This window comes from Fumia xinanensis (genome assembly GCF_014384905.1).
GTDB classification, from domain to species: Bacteria; Bacillota; Clostridia; order Oscillospirales; family Ruminococcaceae; genus Fumia; species Fumia xinanensis.
Map to the genome: position 1 here is coordinate 228,744 of NZ_JACRSV010000002.1, position 17,052 is coordinate 245,795.

Genomic DNA, 17,052 nt, shown 5'->3' on the forward strand with positions numbered 1-17,052 from the left:
AATGAAACAGAATTATAGGACAATAATGGTTTTTTTATTGTGTCCTGCAGCGGCATCCTCTATGGCCTGATTGATTTCTTCCACATGATAGGAGACAGCCATTTCTCCAATGGTTTCCTGAACTTCCGGATGGTCTAACAGAAACTGAAGGTAATGCTCTACATCAGAAACCGAATATTGGGACGAGCCAATGATTCGAAGGGCGTTAAAGGTGATGAGCTGAGGGGCTATTGGAACGGTTCCGCTGTTGGAATATTGGCCGGGCACCAGATATGTGCCTCGGTTGCGCAGCATGGCCATACCTTGTGGGATGGCACCGGGATTCCCAGAAGCCTCGAACACTAAGTCTGCGCCAATACCGCTCACTTCTTTTATACGCTGCAGTATTTTTTCTTCGCCGTCGGTTTGCAGGTCATAGACTTCGGTGGCACCCAGACGGAGGGCTAATTCCTGCCGGTCAGGCTGTTTTTGCCCGGTGAGTGCGATGATGTTAGGGATTCCCAGGGAACGCAGATACAGCACGGCAAAGCTGCCCACCGGCCCCAGCCCCTGCACCACCGCTGTATCAGCTTTTTCCACCTGACAATCGGCCTCATGGGCCAGGCGGAAGGCATGGAGTGCAGTGGGGCCGGCGCAGGCGTAGACGCACGCCATTCGGGGATCCAGTCCGTCGGGAATTTTTATGAGATTTTTCACAGGAGAGTAATTGTATTCTCCAAATCCGCCGTAAAAATGGGGAGGTACATCGGGGTTTCCACTGTTGGTAGTGGCCATCTGTAGACAGTTGGCGTCATCCCCGCTGCGGCAGAGGGGACAATGGCCGCATGGACAGGCAATATCCACGACAGCGTAATCGCCCACTCGGATTCCGCTTTCAGCGCTGTCTTTATCGGACAGAGCGGTTACCTGGCCGACGAATTCGTGGCCGATAGCAGCGGGCATGGACATAGGGATTTTTCCCCGGTGGATATGTACATCCGTGCCGCAGACGCCGCTGGCGACCAGCTGAAGCTGCGCCATGCCGGGTGCTGGTTCGGTGAGAGGGTATTCTCTCACCTCAAAGGGAGTGTTTACTCCTGTCATAACGGCTATTTTTGCTGTTTTCATGTTATATTCTCCTTTATCATTGGTCTAGGTAGCCCCCATTTAAAAGAGTTTGTGCCAAAAGCTCTGCGTAGAGAGCATGTCCTCGGTCGTTGACGTGCCAGCCATTGTAAAAGAGAAGGGAGGAAGCCTTCCCCTCTGGGAGTCCCCGGATACACTCGGTCATAATGGCATTTGCGTCGCAGAGGGGGATTTTTGCATCCATGGCCGCACGGCGGCTCATATCTACATAATCCCCGTACTCGGTTATCATACTCATGAGCCTCTGCTCCCCGAGAATAGGGGAGACTGTCATGAGGATGACACTGCTTCCCAGGGAACGAAAGCCTTCGATGAGTTCCATCAAATTGCGGTAACAGTTGTCCAGAGAAATTCCCGTCAGCCAATCGTTGATGGAGTGAGCCTCCATGAGGACGATGTCAGGATTGACAGAAGCTACATGGCTCTCCCAAAACCGCTCCTTGTACCATAAGCTGGGACTGCTTCCAACGCCGCTGTTAATGACGGCACAACTTCCGCCGTAGCTTTCGATCCGGTACAGAAATACCTTTCCCCGACAGGCACGAAGGGACAGCCGGTGCTCCCCTTCTTCGAGATGAAAGGTCAAAAGCCGGTAATCGTTCTTCACTTGGGATTGCAGGTCCATGAGGCCTGAGGAAACGCCGTCAATGGACACCTCCACAACCGATGGGGAGGATTGGGCGCAAAACTCCATTCGGATCAGAGCGCCGGAAAAGAGAAGGAAAACGGCTTCTTCACCGACTTCTGCCCAGGGGGCAGACAGAGAAGCTCCAGGAAGACCGGAAATCTCCTTTGCCGTCCACTCCTTTGCATAGGAGCCGGTGTATTGATTGATTTTGTGACGAAGGCGGTTGACGTATCCACCTGAGCAAAAACGGGTCAGACGCAGGTCTCCGGCCACCATTGGTGGATCGAATTCCTCCGCCAGTCCCGCCGCCCCTTCTCCCCAGGTATGGGAATCTCCGGTACATAAAATACGCTTCATAATCGCTCCTTTCGTCGATAAAAAATATTTTTACCCTCCCTTGGAGGCTGAAAATCCACTGTGCTGAAAGACCTCCAACATGGTTTCCAGTGTTGTTGCAGGGGGAGGAAGAGTTTCCCCATAGGAGTAAATCTGCCCAAGCCCTGCATATTTACCGCTACCCAATCTGTGAAAGGGGAGTAGGTGGACTTTTCTGATGCCGGTTTCGGAAAGAGCATCCGCCATCTGCAGAGCGTCCTCCCGGGTATCGTTGAATCCGGGGATGACGGGGATACGGGCCACCGTCTCTACTCCATCAGCGACGAGGCGTTTTATGTTTTCCAGCACAAGGTCAAGTTTCCCTCCCACTGCGTCGTACCCTGATTGGGTACCGGATTTCAAATCGAAATAGCAGAGGGATAAATAGGGAAGGACTTTTTCAAAGGCATCATAGTGGACACAGCCAGCTGTGTCCAGCAATACCGGAATGTTTTCTTTGGAGCATCGGGCGGCCAGCTCCCGGCAGGAATCGGCATGGAGCAGCGCCTCACCGCCGGACAGAGTCACTCCTCCGCCTGACATTGCATAGAACTCCCAGTCTTCCCGAATATGGGACATGAGCTTCTGGGTGGTCTGCCGTTCTCCACAGAGCGACAGCGCCTCAGCCGGACAGGCCTGTGTGCATTTTCCGCAGGCGTCACAGCCTTGCCGGTCGAAATGGTGCTCACCGTCAATCCAAGTGTGACGGCCGCACACTGAAGCACATTTTCCACAGCTGGTACAGAGGGAGGGATAAAACAGCAGCTGAGGTTTTACGGAAATGGTTTCCGGATTGTGGCACCAGGGACAGTGGAGATTGCAGCCCTTGAAAAACACCGTAGTGCGGATTCCCGGACCGTCTCCAAGGGAAAAATGCTGCAAATGGCTGATATAAGCGGCATGCATGATAAGCTCCTTACGCCTGCTCGGTGCGCAGGAGAATGTCTTCCTGCACTGCCGGCTCCAGTTGGGTGTAAAAGGCGCTGAATCCAGAGACCCGCACGACCAGGGAACGATATCGGTTCGGATACTTCATGGCGTCCTTTAAGATGTCTCGGGAAACCGAATTTATCTGCATCTCCTGTCCCCCTTTGTGAAAGTACACCCGGATCAGTGCTCGAAGCTTGGCCCGCTTTTCCAGGTCGAGAAAGACTGACGGACTGTATTTTTGATTGAGGACTGTACCGCAGGACACTAAGGTATAATCCGGCTTGGTGGTGGACAGCACCACGGCGGTAGGACCTTCTTTGTCCATGCCGTGCATGGGGGAAGCGGCGTCGCTGACCGGTTCCCGGTTTCCACGCCCGTCTGGTGTGGCTGCTACTTCCAATCCTGCGGGAATATTGTTTACGTTGGAGGCGATGGCGGTGTAAACCGCGCCTCCGTCCGGTGTGCGGTAATGGTCGAAGAGGCGGGCGTGCTCCTCCACGTACCAAACTGCGTATTTGTCCACAAAATCGTCGTTGTTGCCGTATTTTGGGGTGCGGAGCAGTTCGGCACGCAGATAGTCATAGCCTTCAAAATTTGCCGCCAAAGCATCCCGCAGCTGCGGCAGTGTAATGAGTTTTTCCTCAAACACCACTCGTTCGATGGCGGCCAGAGAATCGGAAACGGTAGCGATGCCCATACAGCCTGCACCGTGTACCGATGGATATTCGGTGCCGCCGTCGTTTACGTCCAGTCCCCGTTCGATGCAGGTGGTGCAAAAGCAGGAGAGAAATGGCTGAACGTAATTTTCCCTCTTATAGCGGTCTGCTTCGTTGCGGAAAAAGGCCATGTATTCAGAAGCTCCTGCTTCCATCTGCAAATGGAGACGGCCCATGAAGTCTTCCATGGACAGGATGGTTTCTGCGGCACCGGTGCGGGGGCCTATCTGGACACCGGTTTGCAGGCACCGGCCGTCGTTGAGAGTCAGTTCCAGATATTTTGGAGTATTGTATCTCCCGTCGCTCCAAGGCGGCTGTTTCCCGGCGAGAAAATTCTCAATACAGCCCACCATACAGTAGTCGCGGCAATCCTCCATCTTATAGCCGTGCCGCGCCAAAGCGGGGATATTCACTTCGTCGTTCATCAAGGCAGGGTATCCAATACCGGTGCCGATGACCTGGAGGCAGGCGTCGAGAAATTCCTCCGGCGCTTCTTTGTAAATGCGGGCGGACAGGTTTGGTCCCGGAATGCCGCAGCGCTTTACCGCCTCCAAAATCAGATAGGACAGCTCGTTTACGCCGCCAGTCCCGTCGGGGAGGACTCCGCCGATGACGATGTTGCAGACGTCCTCTTTCTGCACATCGGCGATTTTGTAGAGGGCGCAGGAAAGCAAATCCAGAGCGTCCTCCTGAGTGAGGGAACCGCTTTCCCGATCCCGGCGATAGTAGGGGTACAAAAACTGATCCATCCGACCGAAGGCCATGGCGTAACGCCCTTCCCAGAGAAAGGCCACGTGGGCAAGCCAGATGAGCTGCAAAGCCTCCCGAAAGGTCTGAGGCGGTTCGCTTGCCACTTTCCAGCAGGCCTTTGCCATTTCGAGCATATCCTCTCGCTCTTCGGGAGCAGCGTTTTTCGCCGCATCTGCCGCCGCATCGCCATACTGTGCGGCCATTTTTCCGAAAGCAGTCATGGAAATCTGAGCAGCCTCGAGAAAGATGAGCTTTTTCTCCGCGTCCGGGTCGCTTTGGTGCTGTTTCATTGACTTGCTGATCTTTTTCAGAACACCGGAAACTCCCTCCCGCAGAAATCCTGCATAATCCGGAGCAAAATGGTCCCAATTAGTGAGGAAGGTACATCTGCCGTAGCTTTCCAGGACAGTTCTGGCCCGCCTAAGGGCCTCCCCAGGGACATCGGCGATAAAGTTTCCCCTCCACGCTCCGGCAATCCGATCGTGAGGATAGATATATTTTGGGTGACCGGTAAAAAGCCGCTCAATGCCATAAGCGCGGGTAAGGGGAGAAGGGGCGTCGTAATGAGCTGCAAATCCTTCTGCGCAGAGCACTTCGTTGATACCTCCGGCATAAGTCGGGGGAGAGGAAACCTCCAGTTTCAATTTTTCCAGCTGTCTCATCATTTTCTCTCCTTTCACTTTCAGTATAACAAATAGAGGAAAATTCGCCATGAACAAAGCTCTAAAAACAAGCACAATTCTCTGATAATTTGTCTGGATGGTCTTGTAACTGCTTGAAATGTTTGTTATACTGATGAAAAAAGAGCCAGCTTGTCGCGCTGTTGGGAGCCATGCGAAAAGGCTCTATCCCAGAATTTAACGGGAAGGAGAGAGGAATGCCGTGTATCAAAAGCTTACATTTCTTGAGATGCCTCATGTCTGCTTTGCCCATGAATATGCCACTTCCAACTACGACATTCACTTCACGGCCGCACCGAAACAGATGGAATTTACCTTCTATGAGAAGGGAGATGTCATTCGTGCTATGGAGGACGGCAGTGAGGAACCCGTTGCACAGGGGACGTACCAGCTGGCTCTGTTCGATAAACCGTTTCGGATGTATTCCTGTGCTCCCGCCTGCAGCCATATCACAGTGGGATTTCGTGCCGCATACCGGCTGAGTGGTGTTTCCCGGGAAGAGCTTCTAGCCGTAAACCGCAGGAACAGCGAGGAAGAGCTTTCGGTTTATTTTCCAACGGAAGGGTTGCAGCTGGATGAGCACAATCCGATGAAAGGGTTGCTGCAACGGCTCAGCATATTATCCTCTTTGCCGGAAAACGCACAAAAACTGCGCTGTACAGCACTGCTTTTGGAGTTGATGGCTTTGCTCACCGAGGAGACGATTCGCACCGCGGTACTGGAAGAAGGAGCGCTTTCACCATCGGGGCTTTTATATGCTCGCCGGGCCGTCCGCTATATCGCTGCCCACCTGTCGGAAAAAATCACATTGGACTGCCTGTCTGAGGTACTGGGAATTTGTCCCAGCTATTTAAGTGCTTTGTTCAAAGCCTATACTGGCAGAAGCATTGTCGATTATACCAACGCCATGCGAGTGGAGAAAGTCAAGGAATTGCTGCTCACCCGCGATTTTCGCCTGCGGGAAGCGGGCGTAAGTGTCGGCGTGTTGGATGAAAATTATATGAGCCGTCTGTTTAAAAAGTATACCGGACAGTCGGTACAGTCATTTCAGCGAATGAATTATCGTAGGGAAAGTCCAGGAGAAAATTAAATTTTATATGTAGTTTCACTGTCTGAATGGGCATAATAAAAGAGAAATTGTATAAAATTACGTTATTTTTCAGTATTTTTCAGAGAATTTTTATAAATTTATAAGATTCTATTAATTTATTGTTAAGTTTATTATATTCTAAAGATTAATATAAGTCGGAATTTTTTTACAATGATGAGAAAGGGGAGAGAAAGGTGTACAAAAATCAATATAATCAAAACGGCCCTTTCGGTAAAGTACGGCTCTCCCGCTGCGAACTCTCCGCGAATCTTCTCCCCTGTGACCGCTGCTATCATGCCGGATGGCATCAGGTCAACCGTCTTTTTCATGTTGATCGGGATGCCGACGAGACCGGGTCTTATTATGTTGTGTATACGGTTCGTGGAAAAGGCAAGTTTCGCCTCAATGGGAAACTTTACGAGACGGAAGCTGGCACGATTGGGATCATGGCACCATGGATGTCCCACGAATATTGGGCGGCCGATGGAGAGCCCTGGGAGTTTTATTTCATGCACGTGATGGGGGATAACTGCAATAACATTTTCCAGTATATCATCGATCATTACGGATATTCGGTGAAGGTCAGCGAAGGGGCGATGCGTCTGATTTCCAAGAAGATGGAATCACTGATTCGGATGGAGTACATTTACTTTAAATTTGAGATTTTTGCTACCCAAACTATCTCTGATATTCTGCTGGAAATCCTCAAGGACGTAAACGAGGTCTATGATGATGAAATTTACAGTGCCAACGAGCTGGTCAACGACGTGATATCCTACATCTACGACCATTACAACTCTTCAGTGACTCTAAAGGAAATGAGCGCCAAACTCTATGTGTCAGAAGAGCATATGATACGAATCTTTAAAAAGGAAATCGGAATGACGCCCTACCATTTTTTAAAGAGGTTTCGTCTGAAAAAAGCCTGTGAACTGCTGACATACAGCCAAAAATCCACCAAAGAGGTGGCACAGGCGGTGGGGTATTCCTCGGCAGGTGGATTTATTGCCCAGTTCAAACAAGAATACCAGACAACGCCGGTAGAATACCGCCAATCCCATACTGTCTATCGATAACCGGAACAAGCAGGGGGGCATAGCTTTTAAGCTATGCTCCCCTGCTTTATTCAGAAAGATTTGTTGAAAATTATTGGATGCCTTCTAGGTTTCCATATTGACGAAATAACCAGAAAAAGGTATAATGATGGTAATAATGTATTCGATTACATTAGCTTTCCATTTTTGCCAGTTGCTTTTACAAACAATTCAGTTAAATATTTTACTATTATTTTCTGATGGAAAAGGTGTGTAATTTTAATTGATGATAAACAGGAAGAGGAGAAAGCATGTATAAGCATCAATACGATCAGGACGGCGCTTTTGGCAAAGTGAGGCTCTCCTGCTGCCAATTTTCTGCCGATCTTCTCCCGTGCGACCGCTGCTATCAAGCGGGTTGGTCCCAGGTCAACCATCTTTATCATATTGACCGGGATGCTCATGAAGCCGAATCTTATTGTATTGTATACTCGGTTAAGGGGAAAGGACGATTTCGGCTCAATGGAAAACTTTACGAGGCAGAGGCTGACTGTATCGGAATTCTGGAGCCCGGAATTCCCCAAGAAACATGGGTGGAGGAAGGAGAATCCTGGGAATTCTATTTTATGCACCTGATGGGGGACAACTGCAACAATATTTTTCAGTATATTATCAAGCGCTACGGGCATTTAATCAAGGTCAGCAAAGGCACGATGCAGCTAATCGCTAAAAAGATAGAAGCACTGCTCCGGACGGAGTATACCTATTTTAAATTTGAAGTTTTTGTAGTTCAAGTCATCTCGGATATTCTGCTGGAAATTCTCAAGGACGTCAACGAAGTCTACGATGACCAAATCCAAAGTGCCAACGAGCTGGTCAACGACGTCATATCCTACATCTACGAAAACTATGGTTCTTCGGTGACCTTAAAGGAAATGAGCGCTAAACTCTATGTATCAGAAGAGCATATGATACGGATCTTTAAAAAGGAAATCGGGATGACGCCTTATCATTTTTTGAAGAGATTTCGCCTCAAGAAGGCTTGTGAATTGCTGATATACAGTCAAAAATCCACTAAAGAGGTGGCACAGGAAGTAGGATACTCTTCGGTGGGCGGATTTGTCTCTCAATTTAAGCAGGAATACCAGGTAACGCCGGTGGAATATCGGCAGTCTTACAGCGTCTATCGATAAGAGAAAACAGACAAGGGAGCGCAGCTTAAAAGCTGCGCTCCCTTGCTTTATGTGTGGAAGGAGTTAGTGAGAATTACTGAGCCCCCTGGTAGAACCGGTAGCTTCCTTTAAAAGAGTAGGTTGATCCTTCGGGGAATACGGTGCTATTATCTCGTGCCATACTAAAATAGCCTTTTCCGTAAGCTTCGCACATTGCAGTGGGATAGTTTCCGATATATTCCCCTTTTCCAAGTCCAACAGTGGGATCAAAGGTTACTTGTGCATAATAGTCTCCATATTTGCAGATATAACCAGTACAATCCTGATTACCGCTGCTATGCTGACTGTCGGCGGGATACCAGTCGGCAGTAGCGCCGTTAATGTACTGAATGCCGTCTTTTGCCCAACCAGTAACCAGCTGAAGGCCATAATAAACTTGAACTGTGACATCTTCCAGCATGGTTATATTGTTGGTTACCTGGAAAGTTTGACCGTCGAAGTCCATAACATAGTGTTCGTTCATGACTTCTCGTCCGCTTCCGTCCGGTTTTTTTGTATTAGCAGCTTGGATACCATTAATCCAATCAAACCTTACATTTTGAACGGTTCCGCTGAATCCGTTAGAGACTTGCTGTCCGTCAGCCATAATTTTTAAGCGAATACACCGGGCGGTAGGAGTATTGGTAGTTCCCGCGCTGGTGTCCCCGCTGTTGTCATAGCCATGGTTTCCGCCGGTAAAAGTGCCGGTGTATCCCGGAACCGTATTGTCCATAGCCAATACACCATAGGGGCCAAAATGGTCGGTATAACTTTCATAGAGAACCCAGCCGCCGTCTTCAATGGCTTCTTCGGGGGAAAGTCCGGCGCCCACAAAAGAAACCTTGATGATCTCAAACAGGCTGTTAGGCCCTTTGCGGCCCAGCTGGTAGAGAATTTTTTCTGAACGGCTGAAATCGGCCAACAGATAGATGTTGCCGTTTTCGATTTTTAGGTAGCTTTCTCCCTGCGTGGCAGGAGGGGGTGTGACAGAAGCCGTTACTTTTGGAAAGGTTGCGGTGAAAGAAATCGTATTCCCGGCCTTTGTGTCGCTTAAAACAGCTTCACTTACCGATTCTGCACCCGTTACAGCAGGTGTCAGAGCAGCAAAGGCTGCATTGTCGTTTGCTTTTAAAGTGACAGACAGGGAATACTGCTTGCCGGCTTCAAAGCGGCCAGTCATTTCTTCGTCACCTTCCAGCCATCGGAAGGATTCAATTTTATAGTTACTGCCATCCGCTGCAATCGCGGAAGGAGCCGCTCCCTCCCAGGGGGCCTCTGCGCTGATCCGCACTGTGGAAATCATAACGGTTTCCGGCGGCAGGGGCGGATCCGGCTCCTGCGAAGAGGAGATGCTCTTGACGGCGAAGACCGTTACCGGAATCGCCAGCAGGCAGGCTCCTACAGCAGCGCAGGAGAGAAGTGTTTTTTTCCAATGGATCATAAATGTTGCCTCCTCAAGATTGGTGTCAGGCTCATGTTAAGCCACATCCGCAGAAACGGATAATGGAGATGTCCTCCCAGGCGCCCAACGGCTTGTTTTACAAGCCGTTGGCGAACGCCATGAGACTATTTTACATCATCAGGACGGGAAAGCACCCGGCCCAGACTAATTTTAAGAAATCCATACACCGTTATTGTCAACCCGGTATCCGTTCACCGTGGTGCTGGCGGCCATAACTCCGCTTTCATAGAAGTAGTAGCAGTGGTTTCCAACCCAGTGCCAACGGTTTGCAGTCATGGCACCGGTTGAGGCAAGGTAATACCAGTTGCTTCCCAGCTGCAGCCATCCGGTGTGCATCCGGCCGTTTCCTCTGAAGTAGTACCAGGTGCCGTTTACCTTGACCCAAGCTGTGTTTGCCATACCGCCCCAGTCATAGAGCCAATACCACACGCCGCCTTCATGAAGCCATCCTGTAGCCATAGAGCCGTCTGCTTTGAGATAATACCAGACATTTTGTGATTTCAGCCATCCTGTAACCATGGAACCGTCTGTGTTCAGATAGTACCATTTGTGATCAATTTCCTGCCATCCGGTGCGCATGGTTCCGCTGCTGCCCAGGTAGAACCATTTTCCGTTTTCCTGATACCAGCCGGTTTGCATAACACCTGCGGAATTAAAGACATAGGATTTTCCTTCAATTGTCTGCCAACCGGAAACAGGTCTTCCGTTTTGACGATATTGCCAGCTGCCGTCGGAGAGTTGCTTCCAGCCGTCTGTGTCTGTATTTCCGGTGGAAGGAGTAGAGGGATGATAGGAACCGCCTCCGCCTCCCCAGTTTCCTCCGCCAGAGGACTCGCTGCTAGACTCGTTGGAGGATTCGCTGCTAGACTCGTTGGAGGATTCGCCGCTAGACTCGCTGGAGGATTCGCCGCTAGACTCGCTGGAGGATTCGCTGCTAGACTCGCTGGAGGATTCGCTGCTAGACTCACTGGAAGACTCACTAGAAGATTCACTGCTGGATTCCTCAGGCGTCTTAGGAGTAGTGAATTTGAGCGATTCACTCATGAGGGAAGCTTCCAGTCCGCCTGTTTCGGCGATGCGTTGATAGAAATGATATTCGGTTTCGGGGGAGAGGTTTCTAAAAGTGAAATCTTTGGTCCAATGGATGCCGTCCATGCTGTATTCATAACCTTGTGTGCTGTCGAGGCTCACCCACGTGCTGGCGAACTGTGCGACAGACGGGGAGTTCGGAATGGTTCGGCTAGAGGTTTTCAGCAGGCCTTCCATCATTTTACAGGTGCTTTCATATGCCTTTTGGCCCATTTCGGTTTCCAGATTCCAAAGCCCTAAATCGTAGGCTCGGAAGATATACCTTCCTTGGAATTTTTCCGATACCGAATGGTCCAGAATGTCCAGATAGCTTTCATAACTGGCTAAGTTTTCTGCCCGGTCGGCAGGTGCTTTCATGAGAAGCCCCAGATTGTGCTCATATGCGGTAGCGGATGCAGCGGAATTGCAGGCTGCCACGTCGATACCGTGTTCCTGCCAGGAACTGAGTCCCGCGGCATCAGCGGAAGGTAGCCAGAACACTTTGAGACCCTCATCGTGGATCAGCTGTGCTGAGTAGTCCACCAAGTCGGTATCAGTCAGCTGGGGATTCGTGAGAAGAATTCCCACAAGGGTCAGGTTTTCGTATGCGTCCGTCATCGTAAGAAGGCTATTGAGTCCTGTTTCGGTTTTTTGCTTTTGTTCGTCCATATTTCCGCCGCTTTCGTAAGGAAGGGCGAGGACGATTTTCAGTTCTTTTCCGGTTTCGCTGAGCTTTTGGAGCAGAGCGGGATAATCGGATGGAGAACCTGTTACTGCAACGCCGTCAAACATGCTGTAATCGCCGATGGCGCTGCCCTGATAGGTAAAATAAGGTGCCAGGGCTTCCGCTGTCCAGGAAAGGCTGGCATCCAAAACGGCCAGATTGCGAATACCCGCAGTATCGCTGCCCGGGTAAGCAAATCCCGGTTGTTTTTCCGGCTTTGGAGGGTCGACAGGTACCACTATCGATGGCTCGGAGCGGCTGTCGCCCCAGATTTCCAATTCGTCAGCAAAGGCCCATTCACTTGTGGAATATAGGTAGAACATGACGTACTGAGCTTTTACCGGTTCACTGGAGAAGTATTGATGCTTATAAGTAGAGTCGGAAGCGGCGATTCCGCGGGAGTCGTAGACGGTTGTCCATTTTTTGCCATCCTCAGAGAAGGAGAATTGAACCCGGTTGGGCGGAGTGACGCCCTTTTCTCCGTCATAGAGGAAGTTCATCGAAATACGGTTCAAATAACGGATTTCACCAAAGTCTACTTCAACGGTCTTGGTGGGCTGATTTGCGAAATGGAAATCAGTCCAAGCCGGATCCGACATATTGGCAGCGCCGTAGACGCCGTCAGTCAGTTTAGTTCCGTCGTCGGGATAAGAAGAATCAGTCTCAGAGCTTTTGTAAGGCTTGCCGTCGGAAAGTTTGATGAGGCCTTTTGTGAACAAGTCGATGGGATCGATGGCATTTGTTAGGTCGCCTTTTCCTTTTATTTCGATCTCATCCATGGCCATGTATTCGCCTCTTTGCGTGAGGGTAATCCGCACAAAGCGTGCCCGGACGATTTCCGGCAGCTCACAGATCACTTTCTGGAGCCCTGATCCAGTGCCGTCGTCCGCCACAGTGTCCTCGTAGACGGTGATCCAGTCGAGTTTGTCGGAGTTCACGCTGTTGGAGACAGCGATTTTGATGTCAGAGGGCAGGCACAGCCCGTACGTGGGCTGATTTAAGAGGCTTACCATGACCTCTTCCACCGCTTTCTGGGAACCCAAGTCGATTTCAGCGGAAACGGTCAAGTCGTTGCCTGTTTTGCGCCAGCTGACCCATTTGCTTTGGTCGGCCTGCCAGTCGCTGCTCGGAGCATAGGCACCATCGGTGAGCATTTCGCCGCTGTCGGGCCACTGAGCCTGTAGAGCGGGAACCTGCGGCGTGCCGTTTGCGTCCTCGGCATGGAGGTAGTAGGGGCGATTCAGCGCCAGATTCATGACGGTATCAGGGTCAGGGGCAGGCAGTTCGGGCCGTCCGCCGATGCCGTAAATCTCAATTTCGTCGATGAGGGTCATAAAGCCGTAGAAGACGGTGACGCGGACAAACCGGGCGGCAACAGGTGTGTCGCTTTCAAAGGAGAGCCACTCTTTTTCGTAGGCGTCGGAGTCGTCTCGGATAGTCGTCCACTGCCGGTTATTGGTGGATACCTCTACCTTGTAGCCGGTAGCATAGTCAATACCATAGTGGGGATAGGAGTAAACGTGAGTAGTCACTTCGTCGATTTGAGCGATGCCACCCAGGTCAAACTCAAAGGTGGCGGATTTTCCGCCGATCCAACCCAGCCAGGGAGCAGTCTGATAGCTGAAATCACCGGCAATTTCGCCGTGGATGCCGTCAGTCATCTCTTTACCGTTATCGTCGGGGTTCAAAAAGCTAAAGTCTGTAGTGCCCATTGTCATGGTATAAGAACGGTTTAAGGCCAGGTTTCTGCGTTTTTTGGTCTGAACGGTGAGTGTGCAGACGGTACTTCCGGATTTTGCTGTTTCACCGTTTTTGGTATTGGTGGCGACCAGCATATAAGCTCCGCTGTCAGATTCTTCGCAGGAACTGATGGTATATTCTGCGGAGGTCGCACCATCAATGGGGTTGTTGTCCTTGTACCACTGATAGGTAATCGTACCGCCGTCAGAGGCAGTGGCTTCGCCGGAAAGGGAAGCGGGCGTGCCTTCCTCTACATAGAGATAGGAAGGCAAATCTTTTGTAAAGGTGGGTTTTGCCGCATTGGATTCAGCTTGATTTGCAAGAACACGGATCTCACTGATGAGTTTCCATTCTTCTCTCATTGGCAAGCTGAATTTTATATAACGGCCTATCATAGAAACCGGGTGAGTGTAGTGATAAGTATATGCTGTAGATGTGGTAAGATCTGTGGGAAATTTACCAGTGTGAACCTTTGTCCAGGTCACGTTGTCGCTGGAATAGGAAAATTCAATCACGCTTGGCAGCTGAATGTCAGTCCCACCGAAATTGTAGCGCATGGCAATGAGTTCAAATCCGTCAAAATTCTGAACGCTTTCCAGGTCGACCACAATATCGACGGCGGGTTCGATCCAGCAAACCCAGTTATAGTCGTTCCACAAATCCGGAGCCCCTACAATACCGTCTGTTAACTCTTTATCGTCGGTATCAGGATAAACGCCGGCATTTACCGGTTCCGCCGATTTAGTATATGGCTTATTCAGTGCAATATTGGTGTAAGATATGCCGCCGTCAATTGTCAAAGCACAGACGGTTGAAGTCGCGGTAGCAGTAGCATGGCCTTTTGTGTTCACGGCCACTACTTTGTAGCTGCCGGCATCCTCTGAGGTCACTGAAGCAATGGTGTAGGTAGCTTCGGTAGCGCCTTCAATGGCCACATCGTCTTTGTACCACTGGTAGGACAGTGTGCCGCCATCGGAAGTGCTTGCCAAGACGGCAAAGGTCGCTTCTTTACCTAGTTTGGCTGTTTTAGTCGCTTCCAGATCGGTATCAAAGGTGGGAACAGCGGCTTCCTCATATTCGGGAGCGTCGGATGTTTTGAGGACGCGCACCTCACCAATCAGGTTCCATTCTCCTTCGGCGGGCAAGCTGAATTTTACATAGCGGCCCTTCACAGAAGCTGGGTGCCGGTAGGAATAGGTGTATGCGGTGGATTCAGTAACGTCGGTGGGGAAGCTGCCGCTGTGAACTTCCTGCCAAGTTACATTGTCGCTGGAATAAGAGATATTTACGGCGGAGGGCAGCGTGATATTGAGACCGCCGCTGTTATAACGCATCATGACAATTTCGAATGCGTTAAATACCCTGTCCTCACCCAAATCCACTACGACGTCAACAGGTTTCCCGATATAATGAACCCAGTTATAATCGTTCCAGTAGTCGGGAAGGCCGACGATGCCGTCGGTCAGCTGTTTGTTGTCCTGGTCTGCGCGCATGGCGTCCATATAACTGCCGTCTGCCGACGGTTCAGTGGATTTGGTATAGGGCATGTTCAAAGCCCAGTTGGTGTCCGCTCCTTCGACCGTCAAAGTACATACAGTAGAAGTCGCCGTAGCGGTAGAATCACCTTTGGTGTTGGTGACCACTACTTTGTAACTTCCCTCATCCTCTGCGGCCAATGAAGCAATGGTGTAAGTAGCTTCTGTAGCACCTTCGATGACTACATCATCCTTGTACCACTGATAGGACAAAACACCGCTGTCAGAAGTGCTCGCCGATACAGAGAAAGTAACTTCGTCGCCAGGTGCAGCCGATTTGGCTGCCTCTAAATCCACATCGATGATGGGGGTGGCAGCATCTCCCAGCTCGGGAGTTCCCAAAACCCGGATTTCGCCGATCAGATTCCACTCTCCTTCAGTGGGCAGGCTGAATTTAACATAGCGGCCTTTTAAGGAAATGGGGTTTTTATAGGAATAAGTATAGGCTGTATCCGTTGCCAAATCTCTGGGGAGTGTTCCGGAATGAATGTCGTCCCAGGTTGCGTTATCGTTGGAAACAGAGATATTGACCACGCTGGGCAGCACATAAAGCCCTGCCGCGTGGGACAAAGCGACGATTTCAAAGGTATCAAAAGTCCTTTCGCCGCCCAGATCAACAACAATATCAACCGGCTGACCGATCCAGTGAACCCAGTTGTAATCGTTCCAGTAATCGGGAGCGCCGACGATGCCGTCGGTGAGCTCCTTGTTGTCGGTATCCTCACGCAATGCATCCATATAGTCCCCGCCGGCTGAAGGCGGGACAGATTTTATGTAGGATTGCCCCAACGCCCAGTTGATTGGTTCTAAAACGGTCAAAGTGCAGACGGCGGAGGATGCAGAAGCAGTGGAGGCACCGTTTGTGTTGGTGACCACTACTTTATAGTCTCCGTTGTCCTCCAAAATTGCAGAAGAAATGATGTAAGTGGCCTCGGTAGCACCTTCGATGACTACATCATCCTTGTACCACTGATAGGACAAAACACCGCTGTCAGAAGTGCTCGCCGATACAGAGAGAGTAACTTCGTCGCCAGGTGCAGCCGATTTGGCTGCCTCTAAATCCACATCGATGATGGGGGTGGCAGCATCTTCCGGCTCGGGAGTTCCCCAAACCCGGATTTCGCCGATCAGATTCCACTCTCCTTCAGTGGGCAGGCTGAATTTAACATAGCGGCCTTTTAAGGAAGTGGGGTTTTTATAGGAATAAGTATAGGCTGTGTCCGTTGGTAAATCTCTGGGGAGTGTTCCGGAATGAATGTCGTCCCAGGTTGCGTTGTCGCTGGAAACAGAGATATTGACCACGCTGGGCAGCACATAAAGCCCTGCTGCATGGGACAATGCGACGATTTCAAAGGTGTCGAAAGACCTTTCGCCGCCCAGATCAACAACAATATCGACCGGCTGGCCAAGCCAGTGAACCCAGTTATAATCGTTCCAGTAGTCGGGAGCGCCAACGATGCCGTCGGTGAGCTCCTTGTTGTCGGTATCCTCACGTAATGCATCCATATAGTCCCCGCCGGCTGAAGGCGGGACAGATTTTATGTAGGATTGCCCCAACGCCCAGTTGATTGGTTCTCCGTCGTCTTCTGGAGCGGCGAAAGCCTGTAGGGAAATCGACGCAGGTAAAATGGCTAGTGCTGTTACAGCTGCACACAGCCGGGTTATAATTGGTTTACGAATTTTCATGGGGTTCCTCCTTTATCGTGATCGCTAAAACGAAAATTAGGCTGCAAAACCTCTCACCTCCTGTAATCTCCTAAAATATCCTTTGAAAAAGAACCGTATTGTTCTAATTTGAGTATAGCAAATCTCATTTTTTCTGCAATATTATCTATAAATCTGGTCAATTTTCCATTTTAATTTGTCAATTATGGTGTGAGTTCCTTTTGGATTCATTGATTTGACTCGCATAAATGGATATCTTTTCTAGCCGGCCCTGAGGCGGCATAGAATGAAAAGGGGGAGCCTTTTCCCATTTCAGAAA

At 50.3% G+C, this 17,052-nt stretch carries 9 protein-coding genes; 3 read left to right on the forward strand and 6 right to left on the reverse strand.

Going from position 1 to position 17,052, the window contains the following annotated elements:
• Positions 1-12: 12 nt before the first annotated feature.
• Genes H8710_RS07725 through H8710_RS07740 form a run of 4 tightly spaced genes read right to left on the reverse strand, consistent with a single transcriptional unit; the run spans position 13 to position 5,189 of the window.
• Positions 13-1,107, reverse strand: a complete 1,095-nt coding sequence (locus H8710_RS07725; RefSeq protein ID WP_249294915.1) for an alcohol dehydrogenase catalytic domain-containing protein — start codon at positions 1,105-1,107, stop codon at positions 13-15.
• A gap of 16 nt (positions 1,108-1,123) precedes the next feature.
• Positions 1,124-2,110, reverse strand: a complete 987-nt coding sequence (locus H8710_RS07730) for an SGNH/GDSL hydrolase family protein (protein ID WP_249294916.1) — start codon at positions 2,108-2,110, stop codon at positions 1,124-1,126.
• A gap of 30 nt (positions 2,111-2,140) precedes the next feature.
• The gene (locus H8710_RS07735; RefSeq protein ID WP_249294917.1) at positions 2,141-3,034 is read right to left on the reverse strand and encodes a glycyl-radical enzyme activating protein; all 894 of its coding nucleotides are present in this window, start codon (positions 3,032-3,034) and stop codon (positions 2,141-2,143) included.
• 10 nt (positions 3,035-3,044) lie between these two features.
• A complete protein-coding gene (locus H8710_RS07740) occupies positions 3,045-5,189 on the reverse strand; it encodes a pyruvate formate lyase family protein (protein ID WP_249294918.1) in 2,145 nt (714 codons plus the stop codon).
• A 217-nt stretch (positions 5,190-5,406) separates the two neighbouring features.
• Here H8710_RS07740 and H8710_RS13465 point away from each other — a divergent pair, with 217 nt between their 5' ends.
• The 3 genes from H8710_RS13465 to H8710_RS07755 all read left to right on the forward strand — a co-directional run bounded on the left by H8710_RS13465 (position 5,407) and on the right by H8710_RS07755 (position 8,521).
• Positions 5,407-6,294 carry a helix-turn-helix domain-containing protein gene (locus tag H8710_RS13465; protein WP_249294919.1) on the forward strand — a complete coding sequence of 296 codons (888 nt, stop codon included), beginning with the start codon at positions 5,407-5,409 and terminating at the stop codon, positions 6,292-6,294.
• A 194-nt stretch (positions 6,295-6,488) separates the two neighbouring features.
• Complete coding sequence (locus H8710_RS13470) at positions 6,489-7,370, forward strand: helix-turn-helix domain-containing protein (RefSeq protein WP_249294920.1); 882 nt, start codon at positions 6,489-6,491, stop codon at positions 7,368-7,370.
• A gap of 269 nt (positions 7,371-7,639) precedes the next feature.
• Positions 7,640-8,521, forward strand: a complete 882-nt coding sequence (locus H8710_RS07755) for an AraC family transcriptional regulator (protein ID WP_249294921.1) — start codon at positions 7,640-7,642, stop codon at positions 8,519-8,521.
• A gap of 73 nt (positions 8,522-8,594) precedes the next feature.
• On the opposite strand, the gene H8710_RS07760 is transcribed toward H8710_RS07755, so the two are convergent.
• Complete coding sequence (locus tag H8710_RS07760; protein WP_249294922.1) at positions 8,595-9,980, reverse strand: hypothetical protein; 1,386 nt, start codon at positions 9,978-9,980, stop codon at positions 8,595-8,597.
• 171 nt (positions 9,981-10,151) lie between these two features.
• A complete protein-coding gene (locus H8710_RS07765) occupies positions 10,152-16,754 on the reverse strand; it encodes a discoidin domain-containing protein (protein WP_249294923.1) in 6,603 nt (2,200 codons plus the stop codon).
• Positions 16,755-17,052: the final 298 nt, after the last annotated feature.

Excerpts from the sequence above, each read along its gene's own strand:
- H8710_RS07735 (WP_249294917.1), bottom strand. The coding sequence starts at position 3,034 with ATGCATGCCGCTTATATCAGCCATTTGCAGCATTTTTCCCTTGGAGAC.
- H8710_RS07730 (WP_249294916.1), bottom strand. The coding sequence starts at position 2,110 with ATGAAGCGTATTTTATGTACCGGAGATTCCCATACCTGGGGAGAAGGG.
- H8710_RS07740 (WP_249294918.1), bottom strand. The coding sequence starts at position 5,189 with ATGATGAGACAGCTGGAAAAATTGAAACTGGAGGTTTCCTCTCCCCCG.
- H8710_RS07725 (WP_249294915.1), bottom strand. The coding sequence starts at position 1,107 with ATGAAAACAGCAAAAATAGCCGTTATGACAGGAGTAAACACTCCCTTT.
- H8710_RS07760 (WP_249294922.1), bottom strand. The coding sequence starts at position 9,980 with ATGATCCATTGGAAAAAAACACTTCTCTCCTGCGCTGCTGTAGGAGCC.
- H8710_RS07765 (WP_249294923.1), bottom strand. The coding sequence starts at position 16,754 with ATGAAAATTCGTAAACCAATTATAACCCGGCTGTGTGCAGCTGTAACA.
- H8710_RS07755 (WP_249294921.1), top strand. The coding sequence starts at position 7,640 with ATGTATAAGCATCAATACGATCAGGACGGCGCTTTTGGCAAAGTGAGG.